The organism is Paenibacillus ihbetae, from assembly GCF_002741055.1.
Lineage (GTDB): Bacteria > Bacillota > Bacilli > Paenibacillales > Paenibacillaceae > Paenibacillus_AQ > Paenibacillus_AQ ihbetae.
This window is the reverse complement of the sequence record NZ_CP016809.1, coordinates 2,606,195-2,629,928: the sequence shown is the minus strand read 5'-3', so window position 1 is coordinate 2,629,928 and position 23,734 is coordinate 2,606,195. Positions and strand designations below refer to the sequence as shown.

The 23,734-nt window shown below is 54.8% G+C and carries 17 protein-coding genes; 7 read left to right on the top strand and 10 right to left on the bottom strand.

Going from position 1 to position 23,734, the window contains the following annotated elements; all coding sequences use genetic code 11:
- Nucleotides 1-16: 16 nt before the first annotated feature.
- The 3 genes from BBD41_RS11800 to BBD41_RS11790 all read right to left on the bottom strand — a co-directional run bounded on the left by BBD41_RS11800 (nucleotide 17) and on the right by BBD41_RS11790 (nucleotide 4,250).
- A complete protein-coding gene (locus BBD41_RS11800) occupies nucleotides 17-2,323 on the bottom strand; it encodes a glycoside hydrolase family 65 protein (RefSeq protein WP_099477707.1) in 2,307 nt (768 codons plus the stop codon).
- 90 nt (nucleotides 2,324-2,413) lie between these two features.
- Nucleotides 2,414-3,073, bottom strand: coding sequence for a beta-phosphoglucomutase (gene pgmB, locus BBD41_RS11795; protein ID WP_099477706.1), 660 nt, complete (start codon nucleotides 3,071-3,073; stop codon nucleotides 2,414-2,416).
- Between the two features lie 142 nt (nucleotides 3,074-3,215).
- Nucleotides 3,216-4,250: a LacI family DNA-binding transcriptional regulator gene (locus tag BBD41_RS11790; RefSeq protein WP_077570010.1), complete on the bottom strand. Its 1,035-nt coding sequence runs from the start codon at nucleotides 4,248-4,250 to the stop codon at nucleotides 3,216-3,218.
- Between the two features lie 611 nt (nucleotides 4,251-4,861).
- Between BBD41_RS11790 and BBD41_RS11785 the strand changes: the two genes are divergently transcribed.
- On the top strand, nucleotides 4,862-6,604 hold the full coding sequence (locus BBD41_RS11785) for an alpha-amylase family glycosyl hydrolase (protein ID WP_099477705.1): 1,743 nt from the start codon (nucleotides 4,862-4,864) through the stop codon (nucleotides 6,602-6,604).
- 115 nt (nucleotides 6,605-6,719) lie between these two features.
- On the opposite strand, the gene BBD41_RS11780 is transcribed toward BBD41_RS11785, so the two are convergent.
- The gene (locus tag BBD41_RS11780) at nucleotides 6,720-9,107 is read right to left on the bottom strand and encodes an ATP-binding cassette domain-containing protein (protein WP_099477704.1); all 2,388 of its coding nucleotides are present in this window, start codon (nucleotides 9,105-9,107) and stop codon (nucleotides 6,720-6,722) included.
- A gap of 167 nt (nucleotides 9,108-9,274) precedes the next feature.
- Here BBD41_RS11780 and BBD41_RS11775 point away from each other — a divergent pair, with 167 nt between their 5' ends.
- The 6 genes from BBD41_RS11775 to BBD41_RS11750 all read left to right on the top strand — a co-directional run bounded on the left by BBD41_RS11775 (nucleotide 9,275) and on the right by BBD41_RS11750 (nucleotide 16,102).
- A complete protein-coding gene (locus BBD41_RS11775; protein WP_099480575.1) occupies nucleotides 9,275-10,219 on the top strand; it encodes a helix-turn-helix transcriptional regulator in 945 nt (314 codons plus the stop codon).
- 142 nt (nucleotides 10,220-10,361) lie between these two features.
- Entirely contained in the window at nucleotides 10,362-11,036 is a 675-nt protein-coding gene (locus tag BBD41_RS11770) for a response regulator transcription factor (RefSeq protein ID WP_099477703.1), read from the top strand.
- Nucleotides 11,033-12,493: a sensor histidine kinase gene (locus BBD41_RS11765; RefSeq protein ID WP_077570006.1), complete on the top strand. Its 1,461-nt coding sequence runs from the start codon at nucleotides 11,033-11,035 to the stop codon at nucleotides 12,491-12,493. The genes BBD41_RS11770 and BBD41_RS11765 overlap by 4 nt, the downstream gene beginning before the upstream one ends.
- A gap of 1,245 nt (nucleotides 12,494-13,738) precedes the next feature.
- Nucleotides 13,739-14,653, top strand: coding sequence for an ABC transporter ATP-binding protein (locus tag BBD41_RS11760; protein WP_077570002.1), 915 nt, complete (start codon nucleotides 13,739-13,741; stop codon nucleotides 14,651-14,653).
- The gene (locus BBD41_RS11755) at nucleotides 14,650-15,366 is read left to right on the top strand and encodes an ABC transporter permease (RefSeq protein WP_099477702.1); all 717 of its coding nucleotides are present in this window, start codon (nucleotides 14,650-14,652) and stop codon (nucleotides 15,364-15,366) included. The genes BBD41_RS11760 and BBD41_RS11755 overlap by 4 nt, the downstream gene beginning before the upstream one ends.
- Nucleotide 15,367: 1 nt before the next feature.
- Nucleotides 15,368-16,102, top strand: coding sequence for an ABC transporter permease (locus tag BBD41_RS11750; RefSeq protein WP_077570000.1), 735 nt, complete (start codon nucleotides 15,368-15,370; stop codon nucleotides 16,100-16,102).
- A 158-nt stretch (nucleotides 16,103-16,260) separates the two neighbouring features.
- Here BBD41_RS11750 and BBD41_RS11745 read toward each other — a convergent pair whose 3' ends face one another.
- The 6 genes from BBD41_RS11745 to BBD41_RS11720 form a co-directional block, all read right to left on the bottom strand.
- Complete coding sequence (locus BBD41_RS11745; RefSeq protein ID WP_099477701.1) at nucleotides 16,261-17,118, bottom strand: Gfo/Idh/MocA family oxidoreductase; 858 nt, start codon at nucleotides 17,116-17,118, stop codon at nucleotides 16,261-16,263.
- A gap of 33 nt (nucleotides 17,119-17,151) precedes the next feature.
- Nucleotides 17,152-18,234, bottom strand: coding sequence for a Gfo/Idh/MocA family protein (locus BBD41_RS11740; RefSeq protein ID WP_099477700.1), 1,083 nt, complete (start codon nucleotides 18,232-18,234; stop codon nucleotides 17,152-17,154).
- A 170-nt stretch (nucleotides 18,235-18,404) separates the two neighbouring features.
- Nucleotides 18,405-19,337, bottom strand: a complete 933-nt coding sequence (locus BBD41_RS11735; protein ID WP_099477699.1) for an AraC family transcriptional regulator — start codon at nucleotides 19,335-19,337, stop codon at nucleotides 18,405-18,407.
- 681 nt (nucleotides 19,338-20,018) lie between these two features.
- Nucleotides 20,019-20,615 (bottom strand): TetR/AcrR family transcriptional regulator, encoded by a 597-nt coding sequence (locus BBD41_RS11730; RefSeq protein WP_099477698.1) that lies wholly within the window; start codon nucleotides 20,613-20,615, stop codon nucleotides 20,019-20,021.
- A 7-nt stretch (nucleotides 20,616-20,622) separates the two neighbouring features.
- Nucleotides 20,623-21,378, bottom strand: coding sequence for an alpha/beta fold hydrolase (locus tag BBD41_RS11725; protein WP_099477697.1), 756 nt, complete (start codon nucleotides 21,376-21,378; stop codon nucleotides 20,623-20,625).
- A gap of 206 nt (nucleotides 21,379-21,584) precedes the next feature.
- Entirely contained in the window at nucleotides 21,585-23,333 is a 1,749-nt protein-coding gene (locus BBD41_RS11720; RefSeq protein WP_077569993.1) for an alpha-glycosidase, read from the bottom strand.
- Nucleotides 23,334-23,734 lie beyond the last annotated feature (401 nt).

Here is a 23,734-nt window from a genome sequence, read left to right as displayed (position 1 = left end):
GTCGGACCTCCAATGATCAAGCTCTCGGCGCTCTTACCTCGCCACGGCCGGCAATGCTGTATTCCTTGCCGCTGACGTTCAGCACGGCAGGCGTGTCAGTCTCGTTAACGATGATCGTTTCCTTATCGTTCACCTGAACCTTCAGGCGGGATCCGCGGAACATCACCTTGAACGAGAAGGAGGCCCAGTGGCCCGGAATGAACGGATTCAGATGAAGAACGCCGTCTCTCACGCGCAGGCCGCCGAAGCCATGCACGACGGACATCCACGTGCCTGCCATGCTGGTCGTATGGCAGCCGTCTTCCGTATCGTTGTTATAGTTGTCGAGATCAAGGCGCGCCGTGCGCAAATACATCTCGTATGCCTTCTCCTGATACCCGAGCTCGCAGGCGAGTATCGCATGCACGCAAGGGGAGAGGGAGGATTCGTGTACGGTGAACGGCTCATAGAAGTCGAAATTGCGGCGCTTGGTCTCCAGATCGTACCGATCGCCCAGGAAGAACAGACCCTGCAGAACATCGGCCTGCTTGATGTAAACCGAACGCAGGATCCGGTCCCAGGACCAGTTCTGATTCAGCGGCAGGTGCGAAGGATCAAGCTCCTTGACCGGAACCAGCTCCTTATCCAGGAATCCGTCCTGCTGCAGGAAAATGCCGCGCTCCGGATCCTCGGGATAATACATTTTGCTGATGATGTCCTGCCACTTGGAGGTTTCGCTGTCCTCGAGCTCCAATTTATCGATCAGCTCGGCATAGCGGGAGGCTTCGTTCTCCTTGACGTAGGCCAGTACGTCCAGCGTATACTCCAGCGTCCAGCTGGCGATCCGGTTCGTGTACCAGTTGTTGTTCACGTTGTTCTCATACTCGTTCGGGCCGGTAACGCCCAGAATCATATAACGGTCCTTCGCAGGCACGTAATTGACGCGCTCCTCCCAGAAACGGGAAATTTCCACGAGAACTTCAAGCCCGTATTGGCCCAGGTACGACAGGTCGCCGGTGTAGTTGACATAGTTATAAATCGCATAAGCAATCGCGCCGTTGCGGTGAATCTCTTCGAACGTAATTTCCCATTCGTTGTGGCATTCTTCACCGTTCATGGTGACCATCGGATAGAGCGCGCCCTTCGTGAAGCCGAGCTTCTTGGCGTTTTCCTTTGCTTTTTCCAGATGCTTGTAACGGTAGATGAGCAAATTCCGGGAGATGCTTGCATCGGCCGTGCTCAGGTAGAACGGCAGGCAGTAAGCTTCGGTATCCCAATACGTGCTGCCGCCGTACTTCTCGCCGGTGAAGCCCTTCGGACCGATATTCAGGCGGTCATCCTCGCCACTGTATGTCTGGTTCAATTGGAAAATGTTAAAGCGGATCGCCTGCTGTGCCGCCACATCGCCTTCAATGACGATATCGCTCTCTTTCCATTTATCGCCCCAGGCGTCAGCCTGCTCCTTGAGCAATTGCTCGAAGCCGGCCTGGGCCGCTGGCGCCAGCACCGAACGGGCTGCGTCAAGCAGCTCGCCGAGCCCGTGGTTGCGGGACGTTACGTTAGCGACATATTTATAGACGGTGACCTCGTCATCCTGAGCGATCTGAACGCGCAGGCGGTTCGCCGCATATTTTTCCTTCTCCACCAATTCCGCTTGCAGGTTCAGCTTCTCGCCGTTTTTCACAATATCATAGGACATGACGGAAGTGACGTGGAAATCGAGCTTTTTGGTTTTGACCGTCAGCGCCGCAGAGCCCTGGGAAGCTTCCTTGAACACTTCCAGCCAAAATTTCTCGTCATAGTTGGCATCCTTGTTCTTCACATCCCCATCGAGGTACGGGGTGATCGTCAGTTCGCCGCTGAAGTTCAGAGGCGTTACTTTGTAGCGGATGGCCCCGATCTCGTGGCGCACGATGCTAACGAAACGGATGGCTTCCACCTTTAATTCCTTGCCGTCCTCCATACGCGCGGTAAAGCGGCGGGAGAGGTAGCCTTCCTTCATGTTCAGCTCGCGGACGAAGTCCTTCACCGTGCACTTGGCCAGATCGAGCGGCGTGCCGTCAACTTCTATGCCGATCCCGATCCAGTTCGTACTGTTCAGCACTTTGGCAAAATATTCGGGATAGCCGTTCTTCCACCAGCCGACGCGGGTCTTATCCGGGTAATATACGCCGGCCATGTAGCTGCCCTGCAGGGAGCAGCCGCTGTAGGACTCCTCGAAGTTGGCGCGCTGGCCCATAAAGCCGTTGCCGATACTGAAAATACTTTCCGAAATTTCATGCGTATGCGGGTCAAAGCCCTCTTCAATAATTGACCATTCATCAAGCTTTAAATATTGTTTCACAATCATCGGCTCCTTTTGATTTTAGGAAAATGGTTGCTAATGCAAAAAATATATGGATGATCGCTGCCGGAGATCGGGGGGAGAGCAACTTTACGTCTCCTGCAATCCGAGCAGACGGTCCACCGTAAAGCCTTCGAGTGAGGAGATTACCAGATTGGCGCGCCCCAAGGTTTCCGGGGATCCGATGCCGACACAGCGCATGCCGGCCCGGATGGCGGCCTCGACTCCAGCCTCGGCATCCTCGAATACGACGCAGCTCTCAGGCGGTACGCCAAGCTCCCGGGCGCCGAGCGTGAAGACTTCCGGGTCCGGCTTAGCCTGCTGGGTCTTCGTGCCGTCGATAATGGCATCGAAGTAGGGAGTGAGCCCCGTGTTGTTCAGAATGAGCATCGCGTTCTTGCTGGCGGACCCCAGCGCGACCTTTATGCCGCGCTCCTTCAGCGACTGAATGAACTCCAGCGCGCCTGGCAGAATTTCCGAGGCATCCATGGAGGAGATATACTCCACGTACCAGGCGTTCTTTTTCGCGGCAAGGTCCTGTTTGGTCTCCTCATCCGGAGAAAGCCCGCCAATCTCAAGCAGGATGTCCAAGGAAGCCATCCGGCTTACGCCCTTCAGTCGCTCGTTGTCCTGCTCCGTGAATTCAAATCCAAGCTTTCCGGCAAGGCGCTTCCATGCGATGTAGTGGTATTTGGCCGTATCAACCAAGACGCCGTCCAGGTCGAATAAGCATGCGGTGATGGGTGACATACAATTCCTCCTCTTGCATAAAATCGTTGAAATGCGAATTAGTGCAAACGTTTGAACCAAACGTCAAAAATAAAGGAAGCACTTGAGGGCTTCTTTATTTTACAAAAATGTTGGTGGCCTGACGGCAAAGCAGCCGCCTGGCTTATGATTTCGGCATCGAGTACATCGATGACTCCCGGATCATCAAGCGATGCGGGATGATATAGCGATGGGGCAGAACCGTCTCGTCATCGTGGCGGATCGACTGGATCAGCGCCTGTGAAGCGGTATAGCCTAGGTTGTAAATCCCGATGTCCACGCTGCTCAGCGGTGGTGTCGACAGCTCGGTCAGCGAAATGTTGTTAAAGCTGATGATCGATACGTCCTCGGGAACCTTGTAGCCAAGCTCGTGCAGGCCCCGAAGCACGCCGAACGCCACAATATCGTCGACGATTACAAGGGCGGTTGGGCGCTCCGGCAGATTCATGAAAAAGGACATGGCGCGATAGCCGCTTTCCTGGAGGAACTCGCCTTCGACAACCCACTCCTTCCGCATGTCGAGTCCGGCATCGGCGAGTGCTTTGCCATAGCCCTTCATCCGGTCCTGGGACACGATCAGGTTAGGCGGACCGCTGACAAAGCCGATCCGTTTATGGCCCAGGGAGATCAGATGCTTCGTCGCATCATACGCCGCCTGGACGTTATCCGTATCGACCGACAGCAGATCCGGATACTTCTCGCTGCGTCCGACCAGCACGAACGGATAATCGTTGGATTTCAGGAAATCGACTACGGCATCGTCCTGCCGGGAATACAGCAGAATCGCGCCATCGACGCGGCGGCCGTTCAGAAGCCGCGATACCGCTTCGACCTCTTCCTTCTCATTGCCGCCCGAGCTGATCAGGACATCGTACCCCGAGCGGTTCGCTTGGGCGACGATCCCGCGGATCAGCTCCATGAAGAACAGGTTGAGAAACAGCTCTTCAGCCGGTTTGGGAAGGATGACACATATGCTTTCCGTTGTTTTGGAAACAAGGCTTTTTGCCATAATATTGGGGTGGTAGCCCATTTCCTCCATAATGTCTCTGACCTTCCGCGAGGTTTCGCGGCTGATTCTCGGGTGATTTGACAGCACCCTTGAGACGGTAGAGGGGGATACGCCCGCTCGTTTAGCGACATCTTTAATCGTCACAGACATAATAGGACCTCCAGTGGAACCGTTTGCGTTTTTTTGAAAACAAGAAAAGGGCAGCCGCTGTTTCTAGAACAGAATGAACTGCTCTTGCGCGAGCCGCGGTGCACCTCTTCATTTCCATGTTGGGTCTGTAAGGCCCCAATTATACAAGGTTCAAGCTGATAATAAGCCGTATTCATGCAATACTTTAAACGGTTTCACACTGTAATATTAACGTTAATCGAAATGCTTGTAAATACGTATCCGGATCGACCGAGCGCAATTATTCACAAACGCAACAAAAATAAAGATATCGGCAGATACCGGAAGAAAACCCCGTTTTATTATGAAAAAACAACCTAAAACAGCATAATTCGGTCTTGTGCAAACGATTTAACAATTCCGTGAAGTAAGGTATGATAAGGGGAGTTGGGGCATTTTCATAAAATGGATATAAGCACAGAGGGATAGTCAGGCTGGGTAACGAAAGAAAATTCAGCATTTGGATTCGAGAATTGTAACCGTTTTATTGGTAAATGTTAGGAAATTAAATTCAAACGTTTGCGCGTTGTTATGAGCGATTTCCGATAAGAGCTCTAACTTTAAAAATAACGACAATACAGGAGGAAGCGAAGATGATGAAGCAATGGAGCAGCAGGCGGTCTTGGGCCGTGTGGTTGAGCTGCGCGGCGCTTGTAAGTGCTCTGCTTGCCGGCTGCAGCGGCAGCGGCGGGACTTCGGCACAGGAAGAAGCCGGATCCACGGCACAGACCGGACAAGAGCAAGGGCAGAATGCCGGCAAGTCGGAGTCTGCCCAAGAGCCGGGGCAAGAAGCTGGCACGAGCCCATCCCAGTCCGCGCAGGCGGAGGTGGATGAACAGCCGTCCGATGTGTATTACGAAATTTTTGTGCGATCCTTCTATGATTCGGATGGGGACGGTGTCGGCGACTTGCGGGGCGTTATCGAGAAGCTGGATTATCTAAACGACGGCAATCCGGACACGACCGATGATTTGGGGGTCACCGGCATCTGGCTCATGCCGATCAATCCTTCGCCCAGCTATCACGGATACGATGTGACGGACTACCGGGCCATCCATCCGGACTACGGAACGCTGGAGGATTTCAAAGCGCTGCTGGCCGAGGCGGAAAAGCGCGGAATCAAGGTCATCATGGACCTGGTCGTCAACCATACAAGCACGGAGCATCCATGGTTCAAGGAGGCAGCCGCCGCTCCGAATTCGCCGAACCGGGATTGGTATGTATGGGCCGAGGACCAAGGCAAGAAGCCGACAGGCTCGAGCGCAGCCGGCAGCGGCACCCCTTGGCATGAGTTAAACGGAGCCCATTACATGGGGACGTTCTGGGGCGGCATGCCGGACCTGAACTTTGACAATCCCAAGGTCAGGGAAGAGATGAAGGATATTGGAGCCTACTGGCTGGAGATGGGGGCAGACGGCTTCCGCATCGATGCGGCCAAGCATATTTATGAGGATCTGATGTCCGACAAGGGCGAGGCCACGACAGCCAAAAATACCGCTTGGTGGCAGGAGTTCCGCAGCCGCATGAACGAGGTGAACCCGGACGCCTACATTGTAGGGGAGATTTGGGACAATTCGGCGGCCGTAATTGCACCGTATCTGGATAAGGCATTTGATTCGGGATTTAATTTCGGTCTCGGCGAAAGCATGATCGGGGCCGTGACGAATGAGAAGGATAACAATCTGGCCTTCACGCTGGAGCGGACATATGGCTTGTTCAGCAAGGTGTCGGGAGGCTCATTTTCGGATGCGGCTTTTCTGACCAACCATGACATGAATCGTGTTATGACCCAGCTGAACGGCAATTTGGATCATGCGAAGATGGCTGCGGGCATTCTGCTCACCATGCCGGGCAACCCGTTTATTTACTACGGTGAGGAAATCGGTATGCTGGGAGCGAAACCGGATGAACAGATCCGCGAGCCGATGATCTGGTCCAATACAGGCAGCGACAAGGGACAGACCACTTGGGAGCCGCTCAAGCATAACCGGGGCGATCAGGTCGAAGGGGTGGTCCAGCAGACGGACCATCCGGGTTCCTTGTTGTCCCGCTACCGTACCTTGATCGCATGGCGCCATGAAATGCCGGCGCTAAATCGGGGAACGATCGAATCGTTTGCCTCCGGCAACGAGAGCGTGATGGCTTACGTTCGCCGGACGAACGACAGTAAAGCGCTAGTCGTCCACAATCTGTCCGGCAAGGAGCAGCGTGTGGAGCTGGCGGGAACGAGCGGCGGCGATCTGTTCAAAGCGCTGGCCAAAACGACGGATGACCGCTCGGCATTAAACGGATCAAGCTTAACGCTGCCGCCGTATACAACCGCTGTATTGGAGTAGCGGCCGTCAGGAAAGCGACAAAAATAGCTGCAGCAAGACCCCCGAGCCTGCGTAAGAAGAGGCTCGGGGGTCTTTTTAAATGCTTGCAATTTCCGGATACCTTCGTGACTTGCTATTAACGGTACGCTTCTAGATATCTTGCGGTTAAGGAGTCTTTGCACATGAACAGATCCCTCGGCTTGCCGGAGAACAGCAGCCGCCCCCCGTCCGAACCCGCGCCGGGGCCGAGATCAATGATCCAATCCGCCTGGCGGATGATATCGAGATTATGCTCGATGACGATGACGGTGCTTCCTTGCTCCACCAGCCGATCGATAACCGATACGAGCTTCTCGCAGTCGGACAAATGCAGCCCCGTCGATGGTTCATCGAGTACATAGATCTTGCCGTGCTTGTCCAGCTCCGCCGCCAGCTTGACCCGCTGCCGCTCGCCGCCCGACAATGTGCTGAGCGGCTGGCCCAGCGTCATATAGCCGAGGCCGGTATCGTGCAGGCGCTGCAGGGCGGGGCGGATGTCCTCCTCCGGGAAGAAGGCCAGCGCCTCGTCAACCGACATCGCCAGCACCTCGCTGACGTCTCTGCCGCGAAGGCGGTACTGCAGAACGTCATCGCGGAAACGGCGGCCCCCGCATGCTTCACAGACGGTGACCAGCTGATCCATAAAGGCGAGATCGGTCGTGATCGTTCCGGCACCGCTGCAGGCAGGGCAGGCGCCCTTGGCGTTAAAACTGAACAGGGATGCGCTGACATGGTTGGCTGCAGCATACAGCTTCCGGATCGGGTCGAAAATGCCGGTAAATGTGGCAATATTGGAACGGTTCGAGGCATGGATGGCGTCCTGATCGACGATCACCGTTTCCGGATAGCACTGCGGGAGCACGTGGTTGATCAATGTGCTTTTGCCCGAACCGGCGACGCCGGTGACAACCGTCAGCACCCCGGTGGGGATCCGAACCGTGACGCCGCGCAGATTGTGCAGGGCGGCGTTCGATATCGTGAGCCATCCGGAGGGTTCCCGGACCTGCTCCTTTAACGATGCCCGCTGCCGAAGATGCTTCCCGGTCAGGGTGCCGGACCCCAGAAGTCCTTCGTAATCTCCTTCGTAAACGATCGTACCGCCGGCAACGCCGGACCCGGGCCCCATGTCCACGATGTGGTCGGCCAACCGGATGACATCCGGATCATGCTCCACGATGAGCAGCGTATTGCCCTTGTCGCGAAGCTGGAGCAGCAGCTTGTTCATGTTATGGACATCATGAGGGTGAAGACCGGTGCTCGGCTCGTCGAAAATGTAGGTGAGATCGGTTAAGCTGCTTCCGAGCTGCCGGACCATTTTGATGCGCTGCGACTCTCCGCCCGACAATGTACCGGTCTCACGATCCATGGACAGGTACCCGATTCCGACCAGCTTCAGCTGTTCCAGCCGGGTTATACAGGCATTCACGATCGGAGCTGCCTCCGCCTCGCGAATATTCCGCAAAAATGCAATCAGCTCATCCGCTTGTATCCGTGAACAGTCGGCGATGGAAAAGCCGTTGATTTTGCAGGACAGCACTTCCTGATTAAGCCTGCCTCCCCGGCATTCAGGGCAGACCGAGCGGGGGGCTACGTCGTTGATCGCTTCCCTGTACAAATGCGAGTCCCGGGAGTCCTTGCTTAAAAATGATCGTTCGATCCGCGGAATGATGCCTTCATAATAAGCGGTCGGCGGCCATTCCGGCGTCGGGTTCGGCGGCTTGAATCCCGATTTGTACAGGAGCAGGTCCCACTCTTCCGGACTGTAATCCTTCAGCTTCCGATCGTTGTCGAATAGTCCCGTGGCCGTATACCGCTTCCAGCGGAAATCGCCGGGCCGGAAGGTCGGGAAGCGGATGGCCCCTTCATTCAGCGATTTTTCTTGGTCGATCAGGCGATCGATCCGGATGACGTTGACTTTGCCAAGCCCTTCGCAGCGCGGACACATCCCTTGCGGATTGTTGAAGGAGAAGACGTCCGAGTGCCCGACGAAAGGCTGGCCGATCCGTGAAAACAACAGCCGCAGCAATGCGTGGATGTCCGTAGCCGTTCCGACGGTGGACCTGGCGTTGCCGCCGATCCGCTTTTGATTGATCAGGATCGCGGCGGATAGATGCTCGATCGATTCGACATCCGGTTCCCCGTATCCCGGAAGGCGGTGCCGGATAAAGCTGGAATAGGTCTCATTCATCTGGCGCTGCGACTCGGCGGCAATCGTATCGAAGACGAGGGCAGATTTGCCGGAGCCGGATACGCCCGTGAACACGGTAATCCGCTTTTTGGGGATGTCGAGGCTGACGCTGCGCAAATTTTTATTCTTGGCACCGATAACGCGAATGACATGGTTTGGATTTGAGGGGGCGCTCTTGTCGGTAATCATGTCCGAACGCATGCTCGATTTCGTGTTCAGGTTGCTGTCTGAATTCATGCCCAATTTCGTGTTTGAATTGCTGTCTGATTTCATGCCCGAGTTCATGTCTGAGCTCATGATTCCTTCTCCTTTCGGGTAACTGTCTTTTTTGACCTGCTTACGGGAATAGCATATCTTATAAACATGACAGTATTTGTCTACTTATTGGCCAGAGCTATTTATTGGCCAGAGCTATTTATTGGCAAAAGCTGCTTATCGGCAAGAGCGAAAAGGAGGAGCAAGCGGTGTCTAAAGCCAAACTGTTGATGGACATCATTCTGTACGTCAATGCCAAACGAAGCTTTACCGCCCAGGAGGTCGCCGATGAATTTGGCGTTTCGGTGCGCACGGCGCACCGTTACTTGACCGAAATCAGCGATATGGGCGTGCCCTTATATACCGAGCAGGGGCGTAATGGAGGCTACCGTACGCTCAGCAGCCGAGTTCTTCCGCCGGTGCTGTTTGATGAGGATGAGGTGTTTGCGATCTTCTTTGCCTTCCAGTCTTTGAAGCGCTATCGGTCGCTGCCATTCGAGCTGAACATGGATTCGGCCGCCCGGAAGCTGCTGGCCGGTTTCCCCGAGGATGCCAAGGAGATGATCAGCCGCTTGGAATCCGTGCTGGCCTTTTGGAGTCCGCGCCGAACGGCGGGGTCTCCGTTTCTGAAGGAAATGATCGAAGCGGCTCTTTACCGGCGCGTTGTGAGGATCGGGTACCGCTCGAAGAACCGTATGAGCGACCGGGAAATCCAGCCGATCGGCGTGTATGCCCGCGATGGTCTGTGGTACATGCTGGCCGCCGAGGGGGAGACGGAAGAGCCCCGTTTGTTTCGGGCGGACCGGGTCGAGTCATGGACTCCGTTGGATCGGTCAGGGGAACTAGATATGACGCTGGAGGAATGGCTCCAGGAATACCCGATCCGTCAGCCGGTCCGCTTGTATGCGGAGCTCACCAGGGAGGGGGCCAGGCAATGCGAGAGCATCCCATGGCTGGAGGATGAGGTGGTTATGCTCGAAGAGCACCGCGGCGTTGTCGACGTGACGGTAGACCGCAGTGATTTTGAATATATAGCCGATGTGTTTGTCCGGTTTGGAACCGAAGCGAAGGTCATCGAGCCTCAGGAAATGGTGGATTTGATTCGGGATAAGGCGAGGCGGCTCATCGCCCACTATGAGCAGGAACGGTCGTAAGGGGCAGCAGGTGTAGCTCTTCCTTTTTTACGTGTTACAATGACAAAGACAGGTGCCGGAGGAAATAATCGCTGCACCCGCATGTTAGCGGATGGAAGAAGCATGGCAGACATTTTGGTGGCGGAAAGGAAGATATATATCCATGAGCGCAAGTATTTTATATATCGAGGATGACCGGGAGATCGGCGGATGGGTGAGTGACTTTTTGAAGGAAAAGGGCTATGGGGTGAAATGGCTGCAGAGCGGAGAAAAGGCAGTGGAAGAAGCTGCCCCATGCGCGGTTGTCGTCTTGGACGTGATGCTCCCGGGGCTCGACGGGTTTACGGTGGGACAACGGCTGAAAAAGGCGTACCCCGAATTGCCGATTCTGATGTTGTCGGCCAGAACGTCCATCGACGACAAGCTCCAGGGGCTGGAGTTCGCGGACGACTACTTGACCAAGCCCTTCCATCCGGACGAGCTGGCGGCAAGGGTCGAGGTGCTGCTGCGCCGTTCTGCTGTACAATCCGCCGAGCCGGTGAGGGTCAAGCATTTGACGGTTTATGAGGGCGAGAACCGGATTGTCAATGAAGATACCGGGGAGGAGATTTTGCTGACCGGCAAGCAGTATCAAATTTTTATGTACCTGCTTCAGCATCAGGGGCGCGTCATGACCAAGGAGCAGATCTATGAATCGGTATGGGGTGAGTCTTATATCGAGGGGGACAAGACGTTGATGGTCCATATCCGTTACCTGCGCGAGAAGCTGGAGCGGGACCCGGCGTCCCCGGAAATTATCGAGACGGTCCGCGGGCTCGGCTACCGGGTGAAGGCATGAAAGGGTGGAGAGCGAAGGGGCGGTTTCGCAAATCCCTGACGAATCGGTATCTGCTGCTCATTTCGGTGGCCATGATTTTCATGCCGATCTTGTTCCCGCTCGCCTCCGTGTTCTACTGGTTCGTCGCCAACACAATCATAGACGCGCCGCCGCATCCCGACAAAAAATATGAGAATGGGGCCGTACTGGAGAAAATGTGGCACCAGGAAGCTGCCCAATTAAAGGGCGCATCGCCGGAGGAGATCGAGCAGCGGCTGAAATCGCTGCGGCAGGATTATCCCGAAATTCAAATGCTGTGGGTGGACAGCGATGGCGAAAAGCGGATTGAGCTCCCGGTACAGCAGGATATGCCTGCGATATGGAGCGCCCAGTTTATCGTGCAATTCATGAAACATTCCGTCGGAGCCGATCCGTTTACGGTGGTCGCTTTTATCGGGGATGAGGGGGCGGACGAGGGCTTCATGGTGATGCGGATTCCGCGAAAATATATTAGCGTACAGGATCCAATCGCGAGCGAGACGACCTTGTACGGTTTGTTCATGGCGACCATGTCCGGTCTCTTCATCCTGGTATCCTGGCTGTTCTTCGTACGCATCCGCAAGCGGCTGCTTCGTCTTCGAAACGCAATGACATCCCCGAATGAAGCAACAGGCATCCCGCAGCCGGTCACGTTGACCAAGCTGGATGAGATCGGTCAGCTGGAGGAGGGCTACAACGATATGGTGGGCCAGCTGGAAGAGGGCCAGCGCCGCCAGCGCGAGGAGGAGGAGCTCCGCAAATCGCTCATTGCAAGCTTGTCGCATGACTTGAGAACGCCATTGACGGTTATACGAAGCCATATTTTCTCGTTGGAGCGGGAGCCGCTCAGCGGGAAGGGCAAGGAATCGCTCTCCCTTATCGAGGCCAAAATCGGCGATCTGGGGGGACTAATCGATAACCTGTTGTCTTATAATCTGCTCACGAGCGGCAAAGTGCAGCTGAACCTGGAAGCGAAGGACGTTCTTAGACTGGTCAAGGAGAGTGCGGCCGCCTGGTATCCGGTATGGGAAAAGGCAGGCATCGAGCCCGACATTGAGCTGCGCGAGGAGCCGCTGATCTGGAATGTCGATGTATTATGGTTCCGGCGGCTGCTCGACAATCTGTTTCAGAATGTCGTGCGCCATGCCCAATCCGGTAAGTATATCGGCATTTACACCGAGGAACGCCAAGTCGAAGGCGGTGGAGAGACCGGAGCGCTGGTCATCTCGGACCGCGGCCGGGGATTCGACTGCGAATCCCATAACAAGGGCGCGGGCATCGGGCTTGCGATTGTAGATTTCTTGACGAAGGAAATGGGATTAAAGTGCGAGGTGGAGAGCTCCGACGAAGGAACGAGGATCACCATCTGGAAGCCGGGAAGCAGCGGCACTAACCCTGGGGCTGGAGCTCTATCCGGGAGCGAAGCAGGTCCAGCTTGAAGTGGACTACGTGGAAAAAATAAGCCGCGCTGACATGCAAGCGGATGCGGGAGCGGGCAGATTATCATGATGACACATTAGCGCCGTATGAGCCGAGAAAGACGAATAATCGAGGTGCGATGGAAGGAGCCGGACGTTTCCGGGTCCTTTTCTTTGTGCCGGTTGCCACCTTACTGCTGCATTTACCGAGGAAAGGCTAAACCTCCCTCCCTTTATTAAAACAATCTCATAATTAAACGAGGGATATACAAGATTACATCCAGGATCAAAGTCGCGTAATTGGATACGTTGTCCAGCTTGGTTCCTCCAGGCCAGTTAATCTTTTTCATGCGAATGACCTCATTTCGAATTGAATTGTCGGGCATATATCCATGAACGGAGGACGATAGCCTGCCTATAGTGCCTATAGAAGCCGCACCACTACCAGCAACAAGCACAGCCGGGACCTTAGGCTGTAACATGTCCTTATCGTGTTGGCTAGCGTCAGCTAGCACGCATTCAGTGATTAAGCCCTAAGTGCACATACGTTAACGAGGGATTGGAAGTTTCAGTAAAATTGGGGTGGTATTTGCGGGTTGCATATCTGATATGCTCGCACCAGCGGAGGGGGAGGAATCGGTCTGGAGAAGCGGAGCGCTCGCCTTTAAATCCGGGAAACAACCTCGTTTAGGATGATCCCGGTTTCCCGGATTTAACAGCGATCGGAAGAACGATCCGCGACCGAAGCGGCCGTAGTTGCACGGGTTTTCTATAGCTGCCAGTGAGTTGCACGAGGAATGTAAGACCACCACACGAAGCGGTGGTGGTTGTCCTACCTATCCCCCACAATGCGATCAAGTGCAGAGTGAGCAGCTGAATAAGAGTTTGAGTGCAACTCATAGAAACCCCGGATAGCATAACTCATATCCGCCGCACCAGCGAAGGGGGAGGAATCGGTCTGGAGAAGCGAAGCGTTCGCCTTTAAATCCGGGAAACAACCTCGTTTAGGATGATCCCGGTTTCCCGGATTTAACAGCGATCGGAAGAACGATCCGCGACCGAAGCGGCCGTAGTTGCACGGGTTTCTAATAGCCGCCAGCGAAGCGGCCGTAGTTGCACGGGTTTCTATTGCCGCCACCGAACATCCATCGTTGCACGAAGCAAGGAGCGCGCTCTGCCCTGATCCGCTTTTTTAAAGAAAATTTAAACTTGCCCCCGACCGCCGTTTAACCTTGACCAAGTACGATGGTTTACGAGGTGATGAACGTGACGGAACTCGTCATTCAAACAAAGGGACTTTATAAAACATACAAAAAACGCGCAGCTGTCGAGGACTTGAATCTGGAGATCGCGCGCGGTGACATTTACGGCTTTCTCGGGCCGAACGGGGCCGGCAAAACAACGACGATTCGGATGCTGCTCGGGCTGATTCAGCCGACACGCGGGGCCATTCATCTATTCGGCAAGGATTTGAAGAGCGAGAAGATGGACATCTTGCGCCGAACCGGCTCGCTCGTTGAATACCCGTCGTATTATGGACACTTGACGGCGGTGGAAAACTTGGAGGCCATCCGCCGGATCACCGGCAGCCCGAAATCCCGTATTGCGGAAGTGCTGGAGATCGTCTCGCTGACGAAAGAGGCAAAGCGCCCGGTGAAGGGATACTCCCTCGGCATGAAGCAGCGTCTCGGCATTGCGGCTGCGCTGCTGAACAATCCGGAGCTGCTGATTCTGGATGAACCGACAAACGGATTGGACCCGTCGGGAATCCATGAAATCCGGGAGTTGATCAAAAACATGCCGCGCCAATACGGCATCACCGTTCTGGTCTCCAGCCATCTGCTGGGCGAGGTAGAGCAGATGGCCGATAAGGTCGGCATTATCCGTGAAGGCCGAATGGTATTCCAGGATTCGATCGACAACCTGATCCGGACCGCTTCCAGCGGCTTCCGCCTGGCGGTGTCGGAGCCGGAGGACGCTCTGCGGCTCGCGCTGGAGCTCGGCTGCGAAGGCTCGCTCAGAAACCATGTGCTCGAGCTGGAATCGATGCAGGATGCCAAGGTGGCGCTGCTCGTCAAGCGGTTGGTCGAGAATCGGCATGCGGTTTATCGGGTCGAGGAAAAGCGGAAGTCGCTCGAGGATATCTTCATGCAAATCGTAGGGGAGGGAACCCGGCCATGATGGTCCGAGCACTATCAGCCGATTGGCTGAAAATCCGGGGCAAAGGCATTTGGTTTCTCGCCGCGCTGGGACCGCTCGGGCTGGTGGCGATGCAGGGCCTAAACTTCGGACTGCGGTATGATTACTTGATGAAGTCCTATGCGGATGATCCGTGGGGCGGATTGCTGGAGAGCGTGCTGTTCTTCGTGCCGATTGCGCTGTTTCTTGGCATCACGCTGGTTTGCTCCCTCATGGCGAACGTCGAGCATCAGCTCAGCTCCTGGAAGCAGCTGCTGGCATTGCCGATTTCACGAACGGCCGTGTTCAGCGCGAAATTCGTACAGGCGTTCCTGATTCTGTGCGTTTCCTGTATCCTGCTGACCCTAGGCACCGCTGGCTTGGGGCTGCTGCTGGGGATGGGCGCCGAGCAGATGCCGTATCTGGATCTGCTGCGGATCGGCTTCGTGCAGTTGTTCGCCGCACTACCGATGCTTGCGCTCCAGCTGTGGCTGTCGCTGACGCTGAAGAATCAGGGGTTGCCGGTAAGCATCGGCATTACGGCATCGGTCGTGTCCATGTTCGCCTTCCAATTTCCGAATTGGATGCCGCTCAAGTGGCCGCTGCTAGCGTATATGGGGCCGGGCGAAGCGAAAGTAATCGGTGCAGGCCTGCTGCTGGGCGTTGTCATTGCTTGCGCCGGGCTGATTCATTTTAACCGGAAGGATGTGGATTGAGATGACGGCCTATACAAGAGCGGTGTCCTGCGAGTGGCTAAAATTATCGAAGTCAAGACTATGGGTGCAGATTCTACTGTGCGCGGCCCTGGTTATGCTGCTTGGCATTGTGGAAGGGTCCTCGAATCCGATCGCGCCTTGGGAAGGGCTGGTCGGCATCATGAGCATCCTGCATGCGATGCTCTTTCTGCCCATCATGACGGGGATCTTCAGCGCAATGGTGTGCCGGTATGAGCATTCGGGCGGAGGCTGGAAGCAGCTGCTGGTGCTGCCCGTTTCGCGCAGCGCGGTATATTTTGCGAAATTTACCGTAGTCAGCCTGCTGCTCGCAGTCGTGCAGGCGCTGTTCCTCGCAGCGGTGCTGGGAGCAGGGATGATCAAGGGGATCGACGCTTCGATTCCATGGGACATGATGGGACGCAGCCTGCTTGGCGGCTGGGTGGCCTGCCTGCCGCTCGCAGCCTTACAGCTTGGCGTGTCCACGGCTTGGAGCAGCTTTGCCGCTCCGCTGGCGCTGAACGTGGTGTTTACGATTCCGAATATGCTCGTGGCGAATTCGGAAACCTATGCGCCGTACTATCCATGGGCTCAGCCGTTTTTGGCCATGATGCCCCAGGGACAGGCCGGCTTCGGAGCGTTCAATCTGCCGTTCGAAAGCCTGATGATGGTCGTGGTCGGCGGGTTCCTGCTGTTCTTCCTCGCAGGTCTTATCTATTTTCAGCGGAAGGAAGTATAGCTCGTAAGGGGGAGGGGACTCTCCAACCGACCGAAGTTGCGCAGACGGAGCCTTACACGACATGAAAAGAGCTGTTCTTGAGGACGCGTCCTAAGAACAGCTCTTATTTTTCCGTGATGGTAATGAACCCTATATGGCGATGGAAATGCCGTTAAACCTTATTGCAAGTTGTTCGCGAATACCGGCAGTTCCACCCAAACAAACGGCGTCGTGGATGCCTTCAGTCCGTACTCGATGATCGTAATGACGGCAATCGTCTCGGCGGGATCGACCGCAGGCTTGCCTGTCTCGAAGAAGTGCACCAGATTCTCGATGAACGCCCCGAAGAAGTTGGAGTTCGCCGTTGCCTGCTTGAAGCTGCCGGAGTCGTAACGGACACCTAGCGTAAACGGGCAATTGTCCCCGAGGTGGTTCACTGCAGCCTGGCGTCCTTCGCCGAAGTCGATCAGCAGGGCGGGAGACTCCACGGTTCCGGTGAACATGACGCGCTTCGGATTCGAGCCCATCAGCTGGACGATCGGTTCGATCTGATGGATGGAATAATTCGAGAAAGCACCGGGCCCCCAGCTGCTGATCGTTTGAATCCCTGCCGAATCAAGCTCGGCATACTCGCTGGCGAAGCGAAGGGCCGAGGTCGAGTACATCGGCGTTCCATGCTTCGCGGCCAGCTCGAACAAACGGATGGCCGTCTTGCGATCAGGCGCAAACGTTTTGTCGATATACGTAGGCTTGCCGGAAGCCAGCGGCAGCTGCGACAGCTCCTCATGGTACTCGGGATTGTCCGGGGACAGAACGATCAGATAGTCGCTTCGTTCAACGACTTCCTCAATGGAATGCACCTGCTCGATCCCGTTCTCCTTGCACCAAGCTTCATTGGTGAGGCCGCCTTCTTTGTCCTGTTTGCCGTAGGCGCAGACGACTTTCATGGTTCCGTTGCTTGCCTGCTCAATCCAACCGGGATATTTATTCGCATGGAACTGGTCGAGATGCAGATCGACAAATCCGATTTTTTTCATTAAGCCTATGCCTCCCTGACGTTTCGAACTGGGTTAGTTGCTGCTTTGGGCTACGGGCTGAAGCGATACCTCTGCTCCCTTGTCGGACGAATCATAGATCGCCTGGATGATCTGAGAGGACAGAATGACCGTATCGATATGCGATGGCTGCTTCTCCCCGGTCTGGATGGAGCGGATGAAGCCATCGATCTCATTCTGGAACATGTTGCCGATATTGAACTTCGGCGTCGTTTCAAGCAGCGCGCCGTCCTTCGCGGTATAGAAGGTGAACTCCGCCCCGTATTTCAGCCGGATGCCGCCTTTGTCGCCCAGGAAGTCGATGAACATTTCTTCGGCTCCGATATTTTGCGCCCATGCCCCGTTCAAGGAGATCGTAGGACCCTCCGTCCGAATGAGGGCTGTAACGAAATCGTCGACGTCATACGTGCCATCGTATTTCGGCGGACCTGCCCACATCTTCAGGAAGGTGTAATCCTCCATATCCTTGCCGAGCTTGCAGTAAGCCTGGCCGGAAACGGTTTGCGGCTTCGGATCGCCGGTACAGTACATGACGACATCCAGGAAGTGAACGCCCCAGTCGATCAGCGCGCCGCCGCCGGCGATCGCCTTCGTCGTAAATGCGCCGCCGAGACCCGGAATGGAGCGGTGGGCACGGAAGCTGGCATAGACGTGGTACAGCTCGCCGAGCTCGCCGTTTTGGATCATGTTCTTGATACGGTTAACGCTTTCATTATAGCGGTTTACAACCCCGATATTGAGCGTCTTGCCGGTCTCGTGCTGAACCTTCTGCATTTCAAGTGCCTCGGCATAGGTCCGTGCTGCAGGCTTTTCGCATAATACATGCTTGCCGGCCCGCAGGCTGTCGATGGCGATCGAGGCATGAACGTCATTCGGTGTGCAGATGGATACAGCGTCAACCTCCGGATCGTTCAGCACTTGCCGGTAATCCGAAACGGCTTGGCCGCATTCATATTTGGAAACGGCAGCCTCCGCCCGGTCCAAGGCAATGTCACAGAAGTATTTGATTTCAGCATCTTCGTTGGCTATGTAGGCGGGAATATGGGCGCTGTTCGCAATCGTGCCGCAGCCAATGACGGCAATTGTAATTTTGTTCATCGGTTCTCCTCCAAAATCGTGGATTTGGTAAGGCCTGCATAATTATGACGCCGAGTTGAACTTTCATTCATTTCTTGCACAGAGTATATCATGTGCTGCATCCGTTCGGATTTCACTATTGTGTTTATTTATTGGATTATCGTTCAGGTTAGGAAAACAACCCTTGCCATCTAATAGGCGTTCTTCTTATAGTAAGCCGGGGTGGTGCCGGTATATTTCTTGAAAACGCGGCAAAAGTAGGGCAGCTCGTTAAATCCCACCTTATAGCATACCTCCGTGACGGTCAGCTCGGGCTGCGCGAGCAGTCTCATCGCCATGCGGATCCGGTAGTTGGTCACATACTGGCTGAAGGTGCGGCCGGTCACCTCTTTGAAATGCCGACAGAAGTTCGTCCGGGACATCATCGTGACGGCACACAGCTCCTGCAGGCTGAGGGGCTTATCGTAATGGTTATGGATAAACTCGATGGACTCCATAATGGGCTCGCGATACTGGTTGTTGGGACCCGTCAATCCGCCGGCCCCGTTCTCCTCCAGCTCCCGGCTCAGGATGCCAAGCAGCTTGAGCAGATTCGCCTTAAGCAGCAGCTCAAAGCGGGGGCCTCGCCGCCCGAATTCGGCAAGCATCTCGGTCATCAGCTCCCTGACGGCAAGATCACTGTTGCTGGAGAGCATGATTTTGAGCGGGATTTTGTCTTCAGGTACCATGAACGACTCGATAAAGGCTTGGTCGAACCCGCCGGATTGTTCCGTGCGGGCATGCAGATGCTCGTTAATGAACTCGGGCATAAACTCGCAGCCGAGCACTTCAAGCTCTTTTCCTGGAAGCATTTCAACCCTGTGCACGCTGTAGGGAGGAAGGACGAATATGCTGCCCTGGGTCATCCGGTATTTCTGGCCGAATAGGGTGTGGTCGAACTCTCCCCGGCTGATGTACCAGATTTGGAAGTAGTCGTGCATATGGTCCGACAGGCTGCCGAATTCCTCGGTAATCCGGTATATTTTGCACGGCAGGCCGCTGATCATCTCCAGCTCCGACGTAAAGTAGGCGACGCCCCGGCGGGTGCATTCGGCAATATCGGGCTTGATCCAGTGAATGGCCATCTCGTTGTCCTCCTGAAACATATCTTCGCTGAATTTGATAGTTCATCATATATACTATTCATAGCATAACGGATTCATGGCATGAAGGAAGAGGGAATATTTATTTCGATCAAGTAATATGGGATAGAGCTAAAGTGCAGCTCTTAAATATAAAGTCATAAACTGCTCTGCCACGTCCCCAAATGGGGTTAATGCCAAGGGATCTATCAGAAGCTTATAGCGGGAAATTCTAGCGTTCAAGTAACGGAAATGAAAGTTGACCCAGGGGAACTACAGTATAATTGGAGAGACAAAGTAACCGGTGGGAGTGACGCGGCGAAAGGAGATGACGCCGTGTCCCTTCTTGAGTTGACGCTCAAGCTTTTGGGGGAATGCTGAAGCTGGCCGGGATTATGACTGGCCTGAATGCTTTAGTTAACGCCCGGAAACGATCGCGGCCAAACAAGCAAAACCACCGGGAAAGAGGTTGGCGCCAAGCTATCCGGTGGTTTCTCATTGAATTGTGAAATTCCCGCCGTGGTCGCCCGCCGGCCTTTGTTAGAAGTCGCGATGTGTCCAGCATCGCGGCTTTTTAAATTTACGCATCTTTAACCAAAGTTATACGACAAAAGCTTGAAACCAACACAGGCAATTCAATGGATGAGGCATGCCCGTTCCTTCTATCAGGGGCCGTCAATGGCGTTAATAGGGTTGCCGGCGGCTGAATTCGTCCAGCATCTGCGCTTTGATCTCCTCAATCGGAAATTGCTGGGGGTAGGTGGAGATCATGAGCATGATGCCTTGGAGCGTAGAGGAAAAATAAAGCGAGCGCTTGCGCGGTTCAGGAACGCCGAGCTGCTCGAAAATCCTGCATTGGAGCTCGAACTGCCGGGCTGCTTCCTCTACGAGGAGCCTGCTGTACTTGATCAGCTCCTGGTCGGCTTCGGGCTGAGTCTGGAGATGGAGGTAGAACCGGTGCTCCTCCGGCTTTTGATAAACGCTGTCGATGGCATGCCCGATAATGAACTTCAGCTGCTCAATAGGCTCGGCGAGCGCCGCCGCATCCTGCAAGACCTGCGCGATGGCCTCGACGCGTTCCGTTACCATCGTGGCGAGCAGCTCCTCCTTGCCTTGAAAATAATTATACATCAGGCCTTTGGAAATCCCGGCATGGCGGGCTACATCGCTGATGGAGGTGGCATGGTAGCCTTGGCGGATAAACAAATCCATTGCGGCTTCCAAAATGTTGGCTTTCGCCATTTGTCGAATGCGTTCGTTCTCGCTAGGTGTCCGCGGCATGAATCCTTCAGTCCTCCACAAAATCGCTAATATGCTGAGATACGGCTTCAGGATGAGTCAGCGTGACCATGTGATCGGCCCCTGTCATCCTGATGAATCGGATGTCCGGCACGCGCTCGAAGCTTTCGGCGACCAGCAGGTTATCCGGCAGCTCCTGGTCCCCGATGATGAATAGCGTCCTGGCCCGGATCTCTTCGAGCCGCTCGTAAGCAGGCGGCGCCGGCCAGATCGGCGCAAAGGCAGCGGCAGGCCACGTAAAGGTACGCATGAAATGACGGCGCAGCATGTCAACCATAAGCTCCCGCTGGGGGCTGCTTCTAGCAACCTTGTAGGAAGGGGCGCCGATCGAACGCTCAATCATCAGCTCTACATCCGGTGCGGCCTCGTCCACATGTTTCATATAGTCCTGGAATTCATCGGAATACGGATAGCCGGATAAGGCGGGTGCGATCAGGACTAACTCCGATACTCTTTCAGGATAATGGATCGCGAATTCGGTGGCAATCTGGCCGCCCATGGAGTGGCCGACGATGGCGGCCTGCGGAAGGTTAAGATGGTCCAGCAGGGACAGCACATCAAGAATATAATTGGGCTGCTCGACAGGAGAAGGGGAGTTGCCGATTCCTCTACCGTCCATCGTAATCACTTGAAAGCGATGTTGGAGCAGCGGCGTGATAAGGCTCCAGTCCCGCGAATCGGCGCCGCCGCTGTGAATCATCAAGATCGGCTTTCCGCTGCCGTGTATCTCGTAATACAAATCCATGTGAATACCCTCCATTCATTTTCCGAAATATGGATCGGCCGATGCGTTCATTTTATTATTGATTGACCGGTTAGTCAATAGAAAAAACGGAGGAATTCGAGCTTTATGCAGGAAAGCCGAGAAACGAAATCCCCGGCATTAAAAAAGCTCCCCCGAGCCGTAAGCCACGGCGTTCGAAGGGAGCTGCTCTTATTGTAGAATATCAATTATTGCTGGGCCTTCAAAATCGCAAACCCGTACGCAGGCAGCTTCACGGTCAGCTGGCCTTGCTTAGCGCCGAGCGGTTGACCGTTCCACAGGTTGGTCCATTGCTGATGCTGGACAGGCAAGGACAGGGTATTGCCGGCTTTATCGTTGTTGACCGCCACGATAATCGTTTCGTTGTCGTCCTCGCGCAGGTAGGCAAGCTTGCCGCCGTTCTTCTCCGCCTGCAGGAACTTGAAGGAGCCTGTGCGCAGGGCCGGATGGGATCTGCGAAGCTTGATGAGGGTCTGGTAGAACGTGAACAGGTCCTTGTCGTGCTTGGTCTCATCCCACTCCATGCATTTGCGGCAGCCCGGGTCGTGTCCGCCGTCCATGCCGATTTCGTCGCCATAGTAAATGCAAGGGGTGCCGAAATAAGTGAATTGGAACATGGCCGCAAGCTTCATCAGGCGCTTGTCGCCGCCGGCCTGCGTCAGCAGTCTCGCGGTATCGTGGCTGTCCAGCAGATTGAACATCACTTCGCTGGCCTGTCGCGGATAACCCGCAAGCTGCTTGCCGAGCATGAACGAGAACTTCTCCGCATCCGCGGTGCGGTTAATGAAGAAGTCCAGCACTGCATTCGTGAACGGATAGTTCATGACCGCGTCGAACTGGTCCCCTTCAAGCCAGATGGAGGATTCGTGCCATACTTCACCTAGAATGTAGGCGTCAGGATTGGCTTTTTTCACGACCTGACGGAATTCGCGCCAGAAGCTGTGTCCGACCTCGTTCGCAACGTCCAGACGCCAGCCGTCGATACCAGTCTCTTTAATCCAGTATTCGGCAGCCTTCAGGAGATAAGCCCGCACCTCCGGATTTTCCGTGTTCAGCTTCGGCATGAGCGGCTCGAAGGCGAAGGTATCGTAGGTCGGGATGCCGTCAACCACTTCAAGCGGCAGGGAACGGATATAGAACCAGTCCTTGTACTTTGATTTTTCGCCGTTCTTTTGCACGTCCACGAATGGCGCGAACGTTCTGCCGGAATGGTTGAAGACCGCATCCAGCAGCACGCGGATCCCCCGGGCGTGACACAGGTCGACCAGCTTCTTCAGCGTATCTTTATCCCCGAACTGAGGGTCGATTTCCAAATAGTCTTCCGTATCGTATTTATGGTTGGTCGTTGCTTTAAACAGCGGCGTGAAATAGATCGCGTTGACGCCCAGCTCGCTCAGATGATCCAGATGATCGATCACCCCTTGGAGGTCGCCGCCGAAGAAGTTGTTCGGCGTCGGCTCTGCGCTTCCCCACGGCAGGGCGCCTTCCGGATCGTTGCTCGGATCGCCGTTTGCGAAACGCTCAGGGAAAATCTGATAGAATACGGCGTCCTTCACCCAAGCCGGCGGCTGGAATACGTCATCCGGGTTGATGAACGGGTATTCGAACAGGCGATCCGGATTAGCCGGCGGCTCCGTGAGGAAGTCGTATTCCGTCATCCAGCGCTTCTCCTGTCCCTTTTGGAGCAGGAAGCCGTATTTCAGGCGGCGGTACGGCGGCGTAGCCTCGCACTCCCAATAGTCGAACAGCTCATCCGAAGCCAGCTTGGTCATCGGAATGTATTCCATCGTCTGATCCCACATGTATTTATCGCCGGCAAGCGCGTACACCTCGGTGAGGTCATCCTTTTTCGCGCGGATTCTGAGGTGAACGGTCGTGCCGTCGTAGGCGTAGGACCAGTTTTTGCGCGGACGATGATAAATGGCTTCCAAGAACATCGATAAATTCCTCCTTTGATTGACAAAATTAAAAAAGGCACATCCAGGACTAAAAAATAGCCGAGGTTGTACCTTTTGTAAGTCAGGGATTTTGCAAAATCCGATTCCAGCTGCTTCAGGTATACAATATACAGACGAATTAGACCGTTTCACCTCTATATTGTTGATTGAAAACCGCTCTATGGATTTGTGCAAAACCTCAAGTAAGATAACATTGCCTTTAAATTATGAATGTGATGACTCTGCTAAAAATATACCATGCGCTCCGCAACGATACAAGCCCTAAGCCAGGAGCAATAATGAGATTCAGCAGCCGATCATAGTACCGAACCTGTGCCGGATATGGGTATGATTGCGGGCTTCGGGGGCATGAATGATGCTATAATTAGAAGAAGAGGGAC

Bases quoted from the DNA above. Each gene is read 5' to 3' on its own strand.
- pgmB (WP_099477706.1), bottom strand. From the start codon at position 3,073: ATGTCACCCATCACCGCATGCTTATTCGACCTGGACGGCGTCTTGGTT.
- BBD41_RS11790 (WP_077570010.1), bottom strand. From the start codon at position 4,250: ATGTCTGTGACGATTAAAGATGTCGCTAAACGAGCGGGCGTATCCCCC.
- BBD41_RS11785 (WP_099477705.1), top strand. From the start codon at position 4,862: ATGATGAAGCAATGGAGCAGCAGGCGGTCTTGGGCCGTGTGGTTGAGC.
- BBD41_RS11780 (WP_099477704.1), bottom strand. From the start codon at position 9,107: ATGAGCTCAGACATGAACTCGGGCATGAAATCAGACAGCAATTCAAAC.
- BBD41_RS11770 (WP_099477703.1), top strand. From the start codon at position 10,362: ATGAGCGCAAGTATTTTATATATCGAGGATGACCGGGAGATCGGCGGA.
- BBD41_RS11765 (WP_077570006.1), top strand. From the start codon at position 11,033: ATGAAAGGGTGGAGAGCGAAGGGGCGGTTTCGCAAATCCCTGACGAAT.
- BBD41_RS11755 (WP_099477702.1), top strand. From the start codon at position 14,650: ATGATGGTCCGAGCACTATCAGCCGATTGGCTGAAAATCCGGGGCAAA.
- BBD41_RS11750 (WP_077570000.1), top strand. From the start codon at position 15,368: ATGACGGCCTATACAAGAGCGGTGTCCTGCGAGTGGCTAAAATTATCG.
- BBD41_RS11745 (WP_099477701.1), bottom strand. From the start codon at position 17,118: ATGAAAAAAATCGGATTTGTCGATCTGCATCTCGACCAGTTCCATGCG.
- BBD41_RS11740 (WP_099477700.1), bottom strand. From the start codon at position 18,234: ATGAACAAAATTACAATTGCCGTCATTGGCTGCGGCACGATTGCGAAC.
- BBD41_RS11735 (WP_099477699.1), bottom strand. From the start codon at position 19,337: ATGGCCATTCACTGGATCAAGCCCGATATTGCCGAATGCACCCGCCGG.
- BBD41_RS11730 (WP_099477698.1), bottom strand. From the start codon at position 20,615: ATGCCGCGGACACCTAGCGAGAACGAACGCATTCGACAAATGGCGAAA.
- BBD41_RS11725 (WP_099477697.1), bottom strand. From the start codon at position 21,378: ATGGATTTGTATTACGAGATACACGGCAGCGGAAAGCCGATCTTGATG.
- BBD41_RS11720 (WP_077569993.1), bottom strand. From the start codon at position 23,333: ATGTTCTTGGAAGCCATTTATCATCGTCCGCGCAAAAACTGGTCCTAC.